This window comes from Aeromonas sp. QDB14 (assembly GCF_027707845.1).
Taxonomy (GTDB): Bacteria; Pseudomonadota; Gammaproteobacteria; order Enterobacterales; family Aeromonadaceae; genus Aeromonas; species Aeromonas caviae.
The window spans coordinates 40,748-57,025 of record NZ_JAPCJD010000005.1 but is presented as its reverse complement, the minus strand read 5'-3'; the positions used below and the strand labels follow the sequence as shown (position 1 = coordinate 57,025).

Here is a 16,278-nt window from a genome sequence, read left to right as displayed (position 1 = left end):
ATGAATGACGCGCTGGCCCGCTTTGTCATCCTCTACCTGCAATTGGACAAGCATCAGTTGCACCGCTTGCCGGAGGTCTATGCCGATGAGGTGCTCTTCATCGATCCTGCGCACCGGATAGAGGGGCTGGCCGCGCTCACCTGCTACTTTTCCTCCCTTTATGAGCGCCTTGCCCAGTGCAGTTTCGAGATAACGAGTCAGCAGCAGTCGGGCAACGAAGCCTGGCTCGCTTGGGTCATGACCTTCTCCCACCCCAGGATTGCCGGTGGCCGGGCCGTCAGGTTGGAGGGGGCCACCCGGCTGACGTTCGACTCCTGGGGCAAGGTGTGCCTGCACCGGGACTACTTCGATCTCGGGGCCATGCTCTACGAGCAGTTGCCGCTGCTGGGGCCCGTGGTACGGGCCATCAAGGGGAGGCTGGGGACATGAGCGGCCGGGTGCTGATCACCGGGGCCACCTCGGGCATCGGCCGCCAGCTGGCGCTGGATTATCGGCGCGCCGGCTGGCAGGTGTGGGGTTGTGGCCGGGACGAGGCGCGCTTGCAGGCACTGGCCGACCTGGGGATCACCCCTTTGCGATTCGATGCGCGCGACAGCGCCGCCATGGCCGGGGTGGCCGCGAGTCTGCCCGCCCTCGACCTGCTCATTCTCAATGCGGGCAACTGTGAATACATGGATCCGGCAGAAGGCTTTGACGGCGCCCTGTTTGCCCGGGTCATCGAGACCAACCTCATTGCCACCGGCAACGCCCTGGCCGCCTTGCTGCCGCGGCTGGGGGCGGGTGGACGGCTTGCCATCGTCAGCTCCTCGGTGAGCTGGCTGCCCCTGCCACGGGCGGAGGCCTATGGCGCCTCCAAGGCGGCCCTCGATTATCTGGCGGATACGTTGCGCCTGGATCTGGCCAGCAAGGGCATCGGGGTGACCCTGATCCGCCCGGGCTTCGTGCAGACGCCGCTCACCGACAAGAATGATTTTCCCATGCCCTGCCTGGTGACGGTGGAAGAGGCTTCCCGCGCCATCATGACGGGGCTTGCCGCCGGTCGCCATCAGATCCACTTTCCCCGTCGCTTCATCTGGCTGCTGCGCCTGCTCGGCGCTCTGCCGACGGGGCTCTGGCTGCGCCTTGGCCGCACACTCGTTTCGAAAGGACGCCCTTCATGAAGAAAAAGATCGCCATCGTCGGCTCCGGTATCTCCGGTCTCACCGCCGGTTTTCTGCTCCACAAGCTGCATGACATCACCCTGTTCGAGGCGGCGCCGACCCTGGGAGGCCACACCGCCACCGTGGAGGTGGAACAGGCTGGGCGCCACTATGCCATCGACACCGGCTTCATCGTCTTCAATGACCGCACCTATCCCAACTTCCTCAAATTGCTGGAGCGCATCGGGGTAGGGCGCCAACCCGCCGAGATGAGCTTCTCGGTCAAGAGTCCCGAGGGGATGGAGTACAACGGCCACAACCTCGATACCCTGTTCGCCCGGCGCCGCAATCTGCTGAGCCCGCGCTTCTATCGCTTCGTCGCTGAGATACTGCGCTTCAACCGGGAGGCGCGGGCCTGGCTGGCCGCGCATCGCCAGCGGGAGCTGACCCCCGAGCTGACCCTGGGGGACTTCCTGCTGGCGGGGAAATTCAGCGACTATTTCGCCCGCCACTACATCCTGCCCATGGGAGCGGCCATCTGGTCCTCCACCCTAGCGGACATGCGTGCCTTCCCCTTGAGCTTCTTCCTGCGGTTTTTCGCCAACCACGGGCTGCTGGAGGTGGCGAACCGGCCCCAGTGGTATGTGATCCCGGGAGGCTCGCGAGAGTACATAGGGCCGCTCACGGCGGGCTGGCAGTCGCGCATCCGCCTCGCTACCCCGGTGGAGGCGGTGCGCCGGGTGGCGGATGGCGTCGTGGTCACCAGCCAGGGGCAGGAGGCCCATTTTGACGAGGTGATCTTCGCCTGTCACAGCGATCAGGCCCTGGCCCTGCTGGCGGATGCGAGCGACGCAGAGAGGGCCATCCTCGGGAACATGCCCTATCAGGCCAACGACGTCTGGCTGCACACCGACGCCTCCTGCCTGCCGATGCGCCGCAAGGCGTGGGCGAGCTGGAACTACCAGCTCGGTGAGGATGACGGGGCGCGCCCCCTGGTGAGCTACAACATGAACATCCTGCAGGGGGTGAGCTCCCCCGCGCCCTTCTGCGTCAGCCTCAATCCCCGTGGACGGGTGGACGAGAGCAAGGTGTTGCGCCGTTTCGTCTATCATCATCCGGTATTCAATCAGGGCTCCATCGTCGCCCAGCAGCGACGGGGCGAGATCTGTGGCCATCAGCGCACCCACTTCTGCGGGGCTTACTGGTACAACGGTTTTCACGAGGACGGGGTGCGCAGCGCCCTGGACGTGGCCAGACGCTTCGGGGCCGAGCTATGAGCGGCGCCGCGGCCTTGACGCAAGGGGACGAGGGAATGGGGGAGGGGATCAGCGCCATCTGGCAAGGCTCGGTGCGCCATCGCCGCTTCGCCCCCAGGGCCCACGCTTTTTCATACAGCCTCTTCATGCTGGGGCTGGATCTGGACGAACTGCCCGGGCTTGAGCAGGGGCGCTGGTTTGCCGTGGAGCGGGCCGGACTGCTCTCGTTTCGCCGCGAGGACTATCTGCGGGGCAGCGAAGGGCCCCTCAAGCAGGCGGTCTGGGACAAGGTGGCGGCCCTTGGGGGGGATGCGGAGCCCGGCGGGCGGGTGCTGCTCCTTGGCAACGTGCGCTGCCTCGGGTTTTATTTCAGCCCGGTCAATTTCTACTTCTGCGATCGGGCGGGGGAGACCCGCTACCTGCTGGCGGAGGTCTCCAATACCCCCTGGAACGAGCGCCACTACTACCTGCTGGATCTGGCGGCGCTCTCCCCCCATGACAAGGATTTTCATGTCTCCCCCTTCATGGGACTAGGGATGCGCTACCACTGGCGCATCCGGGCGCCGAAAGAGGAGGCGCTGATCCATATCGAGAGCCACCCCGTATCCGGTGAGAGCAAGCTGTTTGACGCCACCCTGGCCCTGCGCCGCGCGCCGCTGTCGCGCAAGGGGCTGGCGGCGCTGCTGGCTCGCTGGCCCTGGATGACCCTGAAGGTGCTGCTCGGGATCTACTGGCAGGCCCTGCGCCTTTTTATCAAACGCACCCCCGTCTTCACCCATCCGGAGAGCCGCCCATGACGCCGACACACCCGTTTAATTCCGCTTCCTGGTGTTGTCAGCAGCCCATGGTGCGGGTTCATCCCAACCGAACGACCCCACTCTTGACCCATTCGGAGAGCCGCTAATGGAACTTGCTCAATCAACCCTCTCTGCCTCTTTCATCGACAAGGGGGCCAAGCAACTGCTGCTCAAATTGCTGGCACGCCTTGAGCAGGGTCAACTGGTGCTTCACGACGGCAGCGAGTGCCACCGCTTCGGCAAGGCGGGCAGCGACCTGCATGCCGAGCTGGTGGTGCAGGATCCGGCGTTTTATCGCCGCCTGCTGCTGGGGGGCAGCATCGCCGCAGGAGAGACCTGGGTGGAGGGTCTCTGGACCAGCCCGGAGCCGGTGGCACTGGTGCGCCTGCTGGCCCGCAATCTGCCGCTGCTCGACGCCCTGGAACGGCGCCTCGGCTGGCTCAGCTTCCCGTTCAACAAGGTGCGCCACTGGTTCAATCGCAATACCCTGACCGGTTCGCGTGCCAACATCGCCGCCCACTATGACCTTGGCAACACCCTCTATCAGGGCTTTCTCGACGATCACATGCAGTATTCGAGCGCCATCTATCCCCACCCGGATGCCACCCTGGAGGAGGGGCAGCAGGCCAAGCTGCGCACCATCTGTGAGCGGCTTGAGCTTGGGCCGGACGACCACCTGCTGGAGATAGGCACCGGCTGGGGCGGTCTCGCCGTCTATGCGGCCCGTCACTACGGCTGCCGGGTCACCACCACGACCATCTCCCGGGCCCAGCACGACTATGCCAAGGCGTGGATCGAGCGGGAGGGGCTGGGGGATCGCATCACCTTGCTGCTGGAGGATTACCGCAAGCTGGAGGGACGCTATGACAAGCTGGTCTCCATCGAGATGATCGAGGCGGTGGGGCACGCCTTCCTGCCAGACTATTTCCGCCAGTTGTCGCGCCTGCTCAAGCCCGGCGGACGCCTGCTGATCCAGGCCATCACCATCGCCGATCAGCGTCACGCCCAGTATCTGCGCGGGGTGGACTTCATCCAGCGCTACATCTTCCCGGGAGGCTGCCTGCCCTGCGTCTCCCAGATGGCGGGTCTGCTGGCGCGGGAGACCGACATGCAGCTGGTACGGCTGCACGATCACGGCCACCACTATGCCCGTACCCTGGCCCACTGGTGCGAACGCTTCCTGGCGCTGGCCCCAGAGCTGCCCAAGCTCGGTTACAGCCAGGATTTCATCCGGCTCTGGCACTTCTATTTCGCCTACTGTGAAGGGGGATTCTGGGAGCGGGCCATCAGCCTGGTGCAACTGGAGGCCGCCAAGCCGGGGCCCCATGGCTGGTCCGGGGACTTGCCGGCACACGGTCGCTGATCATGTGGCAGTGGGCCCACCTGCTGGGATTCAACCTCTACTGGTTGCTGGCGGTGAGATGGCAGCAACCGGGCCCGCTGCTCGGGATGCTGCTGCTCCATTTCATCTTCTCCCCCCGCCGCGGGCAGGACTGGCGCATCATCCCGGTCGCCCTGGCAGGCTGCCTGCTCGACATCCTGCTCTGGCGCCTCGGCCTGTTTCACTTTCCGTCCGGTTTTCCGCTCTGGCTGTTGCTGCTCTGGTGCGGTTTCGCCCTGACCCTCTCCCACGGCCTTCCCTGGCTTCGCCTCTTGCCGCGCTGGCAACAGGGGCTGTTCGGCATGGTAGGGGGCGCCTCCTCCTATATGGCGGGGGCCGCCATGGGGGCAGTAAACTTACCCTGGGGCATCTGGACAAGCGCAGTGCTGCTGGCGGTGATCTGGATGTGGTGGTTACCCGTACTCCTGTGGGTAACGGTCAAGCTGGAGGGTGAGACGAGATGAACACCTTTTCGACCGACACCTTGTTGTTTTCCAAGTGGACCAGGGATGGCCAGTGCGAGCTGGCCGAGCGTTTCTACCTGGTGGTGGCCTGCCAGCGCGATGCCCAGGGGCATCTGGCGAGCGTGGTGATGCAGGATATCAACACCCTGCAGGAACAGGAGATGGACTGGCATGAACTGGAGGATCCCGCCCGTTGGCACATGGGGTGGAACTAGCCTGCTGCTGGCGGCCTTGAGCCTGCCACTGCTTGCGACCGCCCAGAGTGTTGCCGCCCCCTGGCAGGGGCTGCGAACCGTGGGACAGGGGGAGATGCGCTGGCTCTGGTTCAAGCTCTATGACGCCACCCTCTACAGCGAGAGCGGCCGCTATCAGCCGGGGCGCTACCCGCAGGCCCTCAGCATTACCTACGCGAGGGCCATCGAGCGCCAGGATCTGCTGGAGGCGACCGCCGCCGAGTGGCAGCGGCTCGGCCTTGGCAGCGAGAGTGAGCGCCAACGCTGGCTGGCTCGACTGGCCACGTTCTGGCCGGATGTCGCCCCCGGCGACAAGCTGGTTTTTTATGTGGACGAGCAAGGCACGGGCCACTTCTGGTTGCGAGATCGCCTCCTTGGCTCTCTTGATGATCCCGCCTTCGCCCCCGCGTTTCTTGCTATCTGGCTGACTGACGACAGCCGGGATCCCGCTCTGACCCGCCGCCTGCGCGGCCAATCCTGATGGAGTATTCCATGAAGTTCTCTTCCTGGTGGCGTCTTGCCTGGTTGCTGCCCCTGCTGTGGCTTTCTGGTTGCGGCGCGGGTCTTGACGATTATCGCGGCTCCCGGCCGGGCTGGGATCTCGCCCGTTTCTTCAATGGCAAGCTGGTGGCCCACGGCCTGGTGACGGACCGCAGCGGCGAAGTGACCAGTCGCTTTCGGGTCGAGATGCAGGGGCACTGGCGAGAGGGCAAGGGGGAGCTGTTCGAGCAGTTTTACTTCGATGATGGCCGTCGGCAGACCCGCACCTGGTTTTTGAGCAAGGGGGCGGATGGCCACTGGCGCGGCACGGCTTCAGACGTGGTGGGGGAGGCGGTAGGCAAGACAGAGGGCTTTGCCCTCAATTGGCGTTATCAACTCGATCTGGCACTGCCGGATGAGAGCGTGGTGAGGGTGAGCTTCGATGACTGGATGTATCTGCTGGACGACGATCGCCTGATCAACCGCGCGAAGATCAGCAAGTTCGGCATTCACCTCGGCGAGGTGATCCTCTATATCGAACGGCTTGAGCAATGAAAGCCGGTGCATTTTTTGCCGACAATAGCCATTGGCTATGGATCGGCAAGGCACAAACAATTGTCCTTTGAGTCTGCTTCTGGATAAGCTGGCTCCGTTCCCGATAATGCTTACCACCTGGAGGTGAATCATGAAGAGCCCCATTGGTCTTGATACCGTACAATCACAAGCCCTGGCCGCCGAGCTCAACAAGCTGCTGGCCAGCTACCAGATCCTCTACATGAACGTCCGTGGCTTCCACTGGAACATCCGCGGCAACCAGTTCTTCGAGCTGCACCTGAAATTCGAAGAGATCTACAACGACCTGCTGCTGAAAGTCGATGCCCTGGCCGAACGCATTCTGACCCTGGATGGGGTGCCCCTGCACAGTTTCAGCGACTACATCCAGGTGTCCGCCATCCCCGAGCAGAAGGGGCTGCATGACGGTCGTGCCTGCGTGGAATCCCTGCTGGCGAGCTTCCGCGAACTGCTGGTTGCCCAGCGCCGCATCCTGGGTCAGGCCGCCGATGCCGGTGATGAAGGGACTGCATCCATCCTCTCCGACTATGTGCAGCAGCAGGAGAAACTGGTCTGGATGCTGCGCGCCTATCTGGCCTGATAAACCTGGGGCCAGCTGCCCATGCCCCGGCCCGTATCATTGCCCCTGTTGTTGCAAACCCGAGTTGTCTCTCCTTGATTTCCCACCCGCTTGCCGCCCGATTTGGGCGGCTTTTTTCTATTTGATCTACATCAATGAAATGTTAATTGGTAAATTGAATGCCTATTAAGTTTTCCAGGAGGGGAATAGAATCGCCACAAAACAGACAACTGAAATGTCCAATTAGGAGAGGCATGATGTTTTGTGTGCAATGTGAACAGACAATTCGTACCCCGGCAGGCAACGGCTGCGCCTATGCACAAGGCATGTGCGGCAAGACGGCTGAAACTTCTGATCTGCAGGATGTGCTGATCTATACCCTGCAAGGGCTCAGCGCCTGGGCCCTGGCGGCCCGCGAGCACGGCATCGTCGACAGCGAAATAGACGCTTTCGTGCCCAAGGCGTTCTTTGCCACCCTCACCAACGTCAACTTCGACTCCGCTCGCATCGTCGCCTACGTCAACCAGGCGCTGAGCTATCGTCAGCAGCTGGCCGCCAAGCTGGCACCGCTGGCGGTGCAGGCCGATGCACTGCCCGCTGCCGCCCGTTTCGAGCCGGGTGCCGATCTGCTGGCCCAGCTGGCCCAGGCGCCGCAGACCGCGGTCAACCGCGGCAAGAACGAAGTCAACGAAGACATCATGGGGCTGCGCCTGCTCTGCCTCTACGGCCTCAAGGGTGCCGCCGCCTACATGGAGCACGCCCGGGTGCTGGATCAGCAGGATGCCGGGGTAGCCGCCGAATTCCATCGCATCATGAGCTGGCTCGGTACGGATCCCTGCGATCTGGATCCCCTGTTCAAGTGCGCCATGGACATTGGCCTGCTCAACTTCAAGATCATGGAGATGCTGGATCTCGGTGAAACCACCGCCTTCGGCCACCCCGAGCCGACCCAGGTACGCGTCACTCCGGTACCGGGCAAGTGCATTCTGGTCTCCGGCCACGACATGGTGGATCTCAAGCTCATCCTGGAGCAGACCAGGGGCACTGGCATCAACGTCTACACCCATGGCGAGATGCTGCCGGCCCTGGCCTACCCCTTCTTCAAGCAGTACCCGCACCTGGTGGGCAACTACGGCTCCGCCTGGCAGAACCAGCAGAAGGAGTTTGCCAACTTCCCGGGCGCCGTGGTGATGACCTCCAACTGCATCATCGACCCGAACGTGGGCAACTACAGCGATCGCATCTTCACCCGCTCCATCGTCGGCTGGCCGGGCGTGATCCACCTGGAAGGGGAAGATTTCTCTGCCGTGATCGCCAAGGCACAAGCGCTGGAAGGCTTCAAGCACGTTGAGCTGGAGCACTTCATCACCATCGGTTTTGCCCGCAACGCCCTGATGCAGGCTGCCCCGGCGGTGATCGACAAGGTCAAGGCTGGCGAAATCAGCCACTTCTTCCTGGTGGGGGGATGTGACGGTGACCGTGCCGAGCGCGCCTACTACACCGAGTTTGCCAGGGCGATCCCGCAGGATAGCCTGCTGCTGACCCTGGGCTGCGGCAAGTACAAGTTCAACAAGCTCGACTTCGGCGACATCGGCGGCATTCCCCGTCTGCTGGATGTGGGTCAGTGCAACGATGCCTACTCCGCCATCCAACTGGCCCTGGCGCTCGCCGACGCGTTCGAGTGCGGCGTCAACGATCTGCCGCTGACCCTGGTGCTCTCCTGGTTCGAGCAAAAAGCCATCGTCATTTTGCTCACCCTGCTGGCGCTCGGCGTGAAGGACATCCGCACCGGCCCGACCGCCCCGGCCTTCCTCACCCCGGCCCTGCTCAAGGTGCTGGAGGAGCAGTTCGGCCTGAAAGGAACCACCACGGCAGACGCGGATCTCGCCGAGATCCTGGCGGCCTGAGCAAAGATACAGCCTTACACGCTCAGCATGTTGTAAGCCTTTGGCGAGCCTGATGGCTCGCCTTTTTTCAACGCTATTTCCGAGCAAGAGGAGCCTTGCGATGACCTCCACCTCTTTGAGCCTGCGCTGTATAGCCCGCCGGGCAGAGACCCACGACGTGGCGAGCTGGCAATTTGAACCCCTGGCTGGCGACCTGCCCTCCGTGCTGGCTGGCCAGTGCGTCACCCTGCACACGATGATTGACGGCCAGCCTCACTGCCGCGCCTACACCCTCTCCTCCAGCCCGCAGGATCCTTTCTGGCAGGTCACCATCAAGGATGTGGGGCTGGTCTCTCACCATCTGCATCAGAGCCTGCAAGTGGGGGACGAGATCCGGGTAGACGGCCCCTTCGGCGATTTTCACCTGACCGCTCTCCCCTGCGAGCGGCCGCTGCTGCTCAGCGCCGGCTCCGGCATCACCCCCATGTGGGCCATGCTGCGGGACGAGCTGGCCGAACGGCCGGATGCAGACATCCGCTTTATTCACAGCGCCAGAACCCCCGGGGATGTGATCTTCGCAAGGGAACTGGCTTCGCTGGCTGAGGCTCATGCCGGTGTGCGCCATGCTTTAGTGCTGGAGAAAGTAGGGGAAGAGGCGCCAACGGCTCATCCCTGGGTTGGCCGGCTCACACCGGGGATGCTCAAGGAATTGGCGCCGGATCTCTTGAGCCGCCATGTCTATCTGTGCGGGCCTGCCCCCTACATGACCGCAGTCTGTACCATGCTGGCGGAGCTGGGATTGCCGGCAGCGCAGTTGCATCAGGAGTCGTTCGGCCTGCCTGCTGTTACATCGGGTGCGGCGCCAGTTGCGGCCGATAGCGACCACTTCTGGCTGACCCTCAAAAAGAGCGGCAAGAAGGTGAAGATACTGCCTGGCCAGACCCTGCTGGCGGCGCTGGAGGGGGCGGGGGAAACCATGATGGCCGCTTGCCGCGCCGGGGTGTGCGGCGCCTGTCGCTGCACCACGGAAGGCGAAATCGAGCGCCAGAGCGTGATGACCTTGAGCGCGCAAGATCTCGAGAACGGGGTGGCGCTGGCCTGTTCCTGCACCGCCAGCGGGGATGTCAGCGTCGACTATTGAGGGGGCCATGAGCATCCCGCTCTTTTCGCAACGGGGCCGGGCGGGTAGACTCAGCTCCAGTTTCAGTCGAACACGGGATACAAAATGACAATTCTGGTCACAGGGGGCGCCGGCTATATCGGCTCCCATACCCTGGTTGAACTCTTGAACGTCGGGCAGCAGGTCGTAGTACTGGACAACCTCTCCAACGCTTCCCCCGAGTCTCTCAAGCGGGTAGAGCGGATTACCGGCAAGCCGGTCACCTTCGTGGAAGGGGACATTCTGGACAGAGCCTGCCTGCAACGGCTGTTTGCCGAACACAGGATAGCATCCGTGATCCACTTCGCCGGCCTCAAGGCGGTGGGGGAATCCGGCCAGATCCCGCTCACCTACTATCAGAACAACGTGACCGGCACCCTGGTGCTGTGCGAAGAGATGGCCAGGGCCGGCGTGTTCCGGCTGGTGTTCAGCTCCTCGGCCACCGTTTATGGGGATCCGGCCTCGGTACCCCTGCGGGAAGATTTCCCCACCAGCGCCACCAACCCCTATGGCCGCTCCAAGCTGATGGTCGAAGAGATCCTGCGTGACCTCTCCAAATCCGATCCCCGCTGGGCCATCGTGCTGCTACGCTACTTCAACCCGGTGGGGGCTCATGAGAGCGGCCTCATCGGTGAAGATCCCAACGGCATCCCCAACAACCTGCTGCCTTACATCAGTCAGGTGGGAGTGGGCAAGCTCAAGGAGCTGGGGGTCTTTGGCAACGACTATCCGACGCCGGACGGCACCGGGGTGCGCGACTACATCCACGTGGTGGATCTCGCCATCGGCCACCTCAAGGCGCTGGCCCGCATCGAGGGCGACACCGGGGTCTTCACCTATAACCTCGGCACCGGTCAGGGCTACTCGGTGCTGGAGATGATCAAGGCGTTCGAGGCGGCCAGCGGCCGTGCCATTCCCTACCAGATCAAGCCCCGTCGCCCCGGCGACATCGCCGAGTGCTGGGCTGAACCGGCTCTGGCCCGTGATGAGCTGGGCTGGCAGGCCGAGCGGGGGCTGGAGCAGATGATGATCGATACCTGGCGCTGGCAAAGCCAGAACCCGAACGGTTATGGCCCTGCTGCGAAGCCGTGATCAAGGGTCATGCGCTGCTCTTCGCCTTGCTGACAGCTTCTCGCGACCTGATGGTTTGCAGCCTGAATAGCAAAACGCCCCGGCATGCCGGGGCGTTTTTTCATGAACAACGCGCGGGTTACTGGATGCTCTTGCCGGCGCGGACATCCTTGATGATGGCCTTGAGGCTGGCCAGATCCCGCGGTGCGCCGCGCAGGATCTGATCGCCGATGATGAAGGCCGGGGTGCCGGAAATGGCCATGGCTTCGGCCAGCGCCCGGTTGGTACCCAGATTCTGATCGATGCTGCCGTCCTTGATCTTCGCCTCTACCTTGCTCCAGTCCACGCCGGCGGCCCTGGCGACGTCTTTCACCTGGGCTTCATCGGAGAGGGGCCCCTGATGGGCGTACAGCTTGTCGTGGAAGGCCTGGTATTTGTCGGGCTGGCCGAGCTTCACCGCCAGCGCCGCGCGGGCGGCGTAGTAGGAGGTTTCGCTCAGGATGGGGAACTGCTTGTAGATGTAGCGGATCTCCTTGTCCTCAGAGAGCAGTTGCTGAATGAGGGGATGAGCGCGCTTGCAGTAGCCGCAGTTGTAGTCGAAGAACTCCACCACCGTCAGGCTGCCCTTGGGATTGCCGCTCTCGGGATCCTGGTTGGCGAAGAGCTGCTTGGCATGGGCTTCTATCAGCGTCTTGTCGTTCTCGGCCTGCTGGCTCTCCTGCTTGGCACGCAGGGCGTTGGACATCTCGACCAGGATCTCCGGATTCTTGACCAGATAGTCGCGCACGATCTGCTCGACATCGCTCTTGGTCAGCTCGCTCGCCTGCACGGGCGCCGCAAGCAGGGTCGCGCCGGTCAGGGCGGCGAACAGGGCATGTTTGATTCTCATAAGTCCATCTTGCTGGGGATGTGGTGGTGGCCCCTATAGTGGGTGAGTCTGTTTTCAAGTCAAGCCATCCGCTTGAAAAAGCACGGTTTGCAGCGGTTTTGCCGGTTTTGTGCGCCAGATAGCCCAATAAATGGGCAAACAAACGGAGTGGGGATTTACAAGGGCTGGGGGCATGGGTAATATGCGTCGCACTGCTGCGGAGGGGTGGCAGAGCGGCTGAATGCACCGGTCTTGAAAACCGGCGATGGGCGACCATCCGTGGGTTCAAATCCCACCTCCTCCGCCATCTATATGGCCCAACTGATTGATTCGGTTGGGCTTTTTTGTATCTGTGATTTTTGGTATGCCAGTGAGTATGCCATTAGGTGTTGGCTGTCCTGCTCCTCGATAGCATTTCTTTGGACAGGTCATCGTCGTTACTCCTTTCAGTTTAACCAAAGCAAGAGAGGGCCAATGGCCCTCTCTTGCTATCTATTGTGTTGGTCAGTGCAAACAGCACTGCTTGTACTTCTTGCCGCTGCCACAGGGGCACGGCTCGTTGCGGCCAATCTTGATGGGTGCCACCACTGGTTGAGAACGTGCCGGGCGTTCACTTCGTTGCGCCAAAAAGTGGGCGTGCAGGATACGAGCAGCAAAGCGGGCCTTGGTGGCTTGCTCTTGCAAGTGTTCATTGCTGAGCGCTTCCAACGATGTAGGCATCTTCTCCAGCGGTTCAGCTATCATCGCCAGTGCAGCAGCTTCCGGAGCCGGTAGCGTTGGCCATGGTGCCAATTCAATCGCCCCCAGGTAACCCCCACACCAGTCGTGGATCAGCGGAACCCACTCACCGTGTCGTTCAAACTCCGGTGCCACCGGGAAATAGTCTTCTGCCGCATAGGTCAGAGTGGTCGCAATGTCGTTGCTGTGGCGCATCACTAGGTCGATAAAGCGCTCCAGCTCAGCTTCGCTTTGCCACTCGGGTTGATCCTGCTCACCACCCCAGATCGCGTGGAGCCAGGTGCTCGGCATGATGAGGTGAGGGCCAGAGACCACAGCTGTCAAAAAGCCATCGAGCATCGACATGGAGGCTATGCTGTTTTCACTGCCGTAGCGCTCCAACAGCGCTTCCAGCTCATCGAACTCTTCATCACTCAAAATTTCAAACGATTGCATTTTTACCAACTCCAGTAATCCATCCGTTTGGGCATGGAGTAGAATATTGACTAAATGTCACCACCAACCCCTTTGAATTTCTCAATAAACGCCGAGATTTTCTGGAAAACGCTCTGTTTTTTGGTCAGATATTGCGGGTTTAGCGGGCTCATCTTGGGCAGGACTGCGTTGAGTTCGGTTCCGTTCTCGCTGGCGAACTCGCGCTTGAGTGAGGTGGCTATGTAGCGCTTGGCGGCATCAACGTTGAGCTCCTCGGTGGTGATCAATTCCTGCGCTTCACGCTGCTGTTCCGCTTGGGCAAAGGTGAAGAATGCGTCGATCACGCTGGCCTTGTCGCCAATCTGGTCCAGGTCGGTCTGATTGATGAAATCGACCACCAGGCCCTCCTTGGCGCGGTTGCCAAGGCTGGCACGAATCACGCGCCGCACCTCATCCACCAGCGCTGACTTACTCTTGGTCTTCTTGTTGTGCTCGAAGATCAACTCCAGGATGTAGTCCAGGTTGATTTCCTGCGACTTGAGCAGATCCACCTCAAAGACCACGTCGTCCCAGTCGATGGTCGTCTTTTCCTTTTCGGCCCCTGACTTCTCGCGGCGCAGCCAGTCGCGCACGTCGTTGTAGGTGGAGCGATAGTCTTGAATTTTCCGTTCTGCGGGGAGCGTGATGGCTTGCAGTGCCGTCAGATCTTCATCACTCAAATAGTGCTTGGCCTTGAACTCCTCCACCGCAGCGGCATCCGTCAGGTCAACACTCTGAAGCTCTTTCAGACTGGCGAACTCGTCATAGTTCTGCAGGACGTTCTCGATACGCAGGTACTCGCCAAACAGCTTGGCAAAGGCCTTCTTGTCGGCTTCCTTTTCAATTGCCGCCGGATCGGGGAAGCGCTCTTCCAGTTCCTTCACCACCTCCATGAAGCCACGCCGCGCCTCACCGGTCGCCACATCGGTGAACCCCTCCATGTACTCCTTGTAGCTTTTCTCCAGCACCACGTTCCTGGTGTTCTTGTCTCCGAACAGGGTGATGGCATCGATGGTTGCCTGCTCAAGGTCGCGGAAGGTAACGATGTTGCCGAAGGTTTTGGTAGCGTCAAAAATGCGGTTGGTGCGGGAGTAAGCCTGCATCAGTCCGTGGTAGCGCAGGTTCTTGTCTACAAACAGAGTGTTCAGCGTGGGGGCATCAAAGCCGGTCAGGAACATGCCCACCACGATGAGCAAGTCAATTTCCTTGGCCTTCACCTGCTTGGCCAGGTCGCGGTAGTAGTTCTGAAAGCCGTTGCTGTCCACGCTGAAGTTGGTCTTGAACAGCGCGTTGTAGTCGTCGATGGCCGCACTCAGGAACTCCTTGGCGCTGCTGTTCATGGCAGACACGTCAAAGCCCTCGTCCTGGATGTCGCCAATCGCGTCCTGTTCCTCGTTGGCGGCGAACGAGAAGATGGTCGCCACTTTAAGCGGCTTGTCGCTGTTCTTCTGCAGTTCCCTGAAACACTCGTAGTAGAGCTTGGCAGCATCCACACTGCTGACGGCAAACATCGCGTTGAAACCCTTGTTGCCAGCGTGCAGGCGGTGGGTCTTTTGCCGGAAGTTGGTCAGGATGTACTGGCTGATCTCGCGGATACGTTGCGGGTGCAGCAGGGCTTGCTTGTTCTCGGCTGCACTGATCTTCTTCTCGTCCTGCTCGGTCTCGATGGCCTTGAACTGCGGGCGCACATCGTTGTAGTCCACCTTGAACTTCAACACCTTCTCGTCGCGGATCGCATCGGTGATCACGTACGAATGCAGCTCGTGGCCAAACACGCTGGCCGTGGTCTCTGCGCCCAAGGCGTTCTCGGGGAAGATGGGCGTGCCGGTGAAACCAAACTGGCAGAACTTCTTGAACTTCTTCTTCAGGTTCTTCTGCGCCTCGCCAAACTGGCTGCGGTGACACTCGTCGAAGATGAACACCACTTGCTTGCCGTAGATGGGCAAGTCCGCCTCGCTCTTCATCAGGTTGTTGAGCTTCTGGATGGTGGTGACGACGATCTTGTTGTCGTCTTTCTCCAGGTTGCGCTTAAGGCCGGCGGTACTGTCCGAGCCATTCACGCTGTCCGGCGAAAAGCGCTGGTATTCCTTCATGGTCTGGTAATCCAGATCCTTGCGGTCCACCACGAAAAACACTTTGTCGATAAAGTCCAGTTCGGTCGCCAGCCGCGCCGCCTTGAAGCTGGTCAGCGTCTTGCCCGAGCCGGTGGTGTGCCAGATAAAGCCGCCGCTGTCGGTATTGCTCCAGTTTTTAGCCTGGTGGCTGCTTTTGATTTTCCACAAAATGCGTTCGGTAGCGGCAATCTGGTAGGGGCGCATCACCAGCAGCGTATGGCTGACATCAAACACCGAATAGTGCAGCAGCACATTCAGCAGGGTGTGCTTCTGGAAGAAGGTGGCGGTAAAGTCTTTCAGATCCTTGATCAGGCTGTTATCCGCCTTCGCCCAGTTCATGGTGAAGTCGAAGCTGTGCTTGTTGCGCACGGTGGTATTGGCGAAATAGCGGCTGTCAGTGCCGTTGGAGATCACAAACAGCTGCAGATACTTGAACAAGGAGTGCTGGCTGTTGAAGCTTTCTTTGCTGTAGCGGTGTACCTGATTAAAGGCCTCGCGGATCGCTACGCCGCGCTTTTTTAGCTCCACCTGCACCAGCGGCAGGCCGTTGACCAGAATCGTCACGTCGTAGCGGTTGGCGTGGCTGCCGGTCTGCTCGAACTGGCGGATCACCTGTACCTTGTTGCGGGCGATGTTCTTTTTGTCCAGCAAGTAGATGTTCTGGATACGGCCATCGTCGAACACAAAGTCGTGGATATAGTTGTCGTGAATCTTGCGGGTCTTGTCGACAATGCTGTCGCTGGGTGTATCCAGAAAGGTTTCCACAAAGCGCTGCCACTCGGCATCAAGAAACTGCACGTGATTGAGGGTTTGCAGCTGCACGCGCACATTGGCCAGCAAGGCTTGTGCAGAATTCAGGCCGGCCAGGTATTCATAGCCCTGGTTTTGCAGATCCTGAATCAGCTCGCACTCCAGATCGTTCTCGCTCTGGTAGCTGTCTGCCACCTTCCAGTCCTTGCTGTACTTCTCAAGCACAATAAAATTTTTCGATTCGGCGATGGTCTTGTAGTCGCTCATGCTGTTTCACCCTTGTTTTGCCGGCCTTGTGGGCTTCATGGTTAAAGCCGGATTCGATGCGCCACAGCTTGTTGGTTTTTGAATGGCCGT

General features: G+C 61.0%; 16 protein-coding genes and 1 tRNA gene. 14 read left to right on the top strand and 3 right to left on the bottom strand.

Going from position 1 to position 16,278, the window contains the following annotated elements; translation table 11 throughout:
- From PG887_RS02910 to galE, 13 genes are all read left to right on the top strand, one after another.
- A complete protein-coding gene (locus PG887_RS02910; RefSeq protein ID WP_270821138.1) occupies positions 1-429 on the top strand; it encodes a nuclear transport factor 2 family protein in 429 nt (142 codons plus the stop codon).
- Positions 426-1,160 carry an SDR family NAD(P)-dependent oxidoreductase gene (locus tag PG887_RS02905; protein WP_270821137.1) on the top strand — a complete coding sequence of 245 codons (735 nt, stop codon included), beginning with the start codon at positions 426-428 and terminating at the stop codon, positions 1,158-1,160. Before PG887_RS02910 ends, PG887_RS02905 begins: the two co-directional genes overlap by 4 nt.
- A complete protein-coding gene (locus PG887_RS02900; protein ID WP_270821136.1) occupies positions 1,157-2,416 on the top strand; it encodes an NAD(P)/FAD-dependent oxidoreductase in 1,260 nt (419 codons plus the stop codon). Before PG887_RS02905 ends, PG887_RS02900 begins: the two co-directional genes overlap by 4 nt.
- Positions 2,413-3,192, top strand: a complete 780-nt coding sequence (locus tag PG887_RS02895; protein ID WP_042017709.1) for a DUF1365 domain-containing protein — start codon at positions 2,413-2,415, stop codon at positions 3,190-3,192. The genes PG887_RS02900 and PG887_RS02895 overlap by 4 nt, the downstream gene beginning before the upstream one ends.
- A gap of 106 nt (positions 3,193-3,298) precedes the next feature.
- Positions 3,299-4,555: an SAM-dependent methyltransferase gene (locus tag PG887_RS02890; RefSeq protein ID WP_039041352.1), complete on the top strand. Its 1,257-nt coding sequence runs from the start codon at positions 3,299-3,301 to the stop codon at positions 4,553-4,555.
- 2 nt (positions 4,556-4,557) lie between these two features.
- On the top strand, positions 4,558-5,037 hold the full coding sequence (locus tag PG887_RS02885; protein ID WP_270821135.1) for a DUF2878 domain-containing protein: 480 nt from the start codon (positions 4,558-4,560) through the stop codon (positions 5,035-5,037).
- Complete coding sequence (locus PG887_RS02880) at positions 5,034-5,252, top strand: TIGR02450 family Trp-rich protein (protein ID WP_010673326.1); 219 nt, start codon at positions 5,034-5,036, stop codon at positions 5,250-5,252. The genes PG887_RS02885 and PG887_RS02880 overlap by 4 nt, the downstream gene beginning before the upstream one ends.
- Positions 5,209-5,751 (top strand): chalcone isomerase family protein, encoded by a 543-nt coding sequence (locus tag PG887_RS02875; protein WP_270821134.1) that lies wholly within the window; start codon positions 5,209-5,211, stop codon positions 5,749-5,751. The genes PG887_RS02880 and PG887_RS02875 overlap by 44 nt, the downstream gene beginning before the upstream one ends.
- 11 nt (positions 5,752-5,762) lie before the next feature.
- Complete coding sequence (locus PG887_RS02870) at positions 5,763-6,305, top strand: DUF3833 domain-containing protein (RefSeq protein ID WP_080768134.1); 543 nt, start codon at positions 5,763-5,765, stop codon at positions 6,303-6,305.
- 130 nt (positions 6,306-6,435) lie between these two features.
- Positions 6,436-6,903 (top strand): Dps family protein, encoded by a 468-nt coding sequence (locus tag PG887_RS02865; protein WP_010673329.1) that lies wholly within the window; start codon positions 6,436-6,438, stop codon positions 6,901-6,903.
- Positions 6,904-7,139: 236 nt separating this feature from the next.
- Entirely contained in the window at positions 7,140-8,789 is a 1,650-nt protein-coding gene (gene hcp, locus PG887_RS02860; RefSeq protein WP_270821156.1) for a hydroxylamine reductase, read from the top strand.
- 100 nt (positions 8,790-8,889) lie between these two features.
- On the top strand, positions 8,890-9,909 hold the full coding sequence (locus PG887_RS02855; protein WP_049637026.1) for a hybrid-cluster NAD(P)-dependent oxidoreductase: 1,020 nt from the start codon (positions 8,890-8,892) through the stop codon (positions 9,907-9,909).
- An 84-nt stretch (positions 9,910-9,993) separates the two neighbouring features.
- Positions 9,994-11,019: a UDP-glucose 4-epimerase GalE gene (gene galE, locus PG887_RS02850; protein WP_270821133.1), complete on the top strand. Its 1,026-nt coding sequence runs from the start codon at positions 9,994-9,996 to the stop codon at positions 11,017-11,019.
- Between the two features lie 118 nt (positions 11,020-11,137).
- On the opposite strand, the gene PG887_RS02845 is transcribed toward galE, so the two are convergent.
- The gene (locus tag PG887_RS02845) at positions 11,138-11,887 is read right to left on the bottom strand and encodes a DsbA family protein (RefSeq protein WP_039041345.1); all 750 of its coding nucleotides are present in this window, start codon (positions 11,885-11,887) and stop codon (positions 11,138-11,140) included.
- A 198-nt stretch (positions 11,888-12,085) separates the two neighbouring features.
- On the opposite strand from PG887_RS02845, the gene PG887_RS02840 reads away from it, so the two are divergent.
- Positions 12,086-12,173 (top strand) — tRNA-Ser (locus PG887_RS02840).
- Positions 12,174-12,370: 197 nt separating this feature from the next.
- Here PG887_RS02840 and PG887_RS02835 read toward each other — a convergent pair.
- Both PG887_RS02835 and PG887_RS02830 read right to left on the bottom strand, forming a co-directional pair.
- On the bottom strand, positions 12,371-13,039 hold the full coding sequence (locus PG887_RS02835; protein WP_270670166.1) for a UPF0149 family protein: 669 nt from the start codon (positions 13,037-13,039) through the stop codon (positions 12,371-12,373).
- 50 nt (positions 13,040-13,089) lie between these two features.
- Positions 13,090-16,188, bottom strand: coding sequence for a type I restriction endonuclease subunit R (locus tag PG887_RS02830; RefSeq protein ID WP_270670165.1), 3,099 nt, complete (start codon positions 16,186-16,188; stop codon positions 13,090-13,092).
- Between the last annotated feature and the right edge of the window lie 90 nt (positions 16,189-16,278).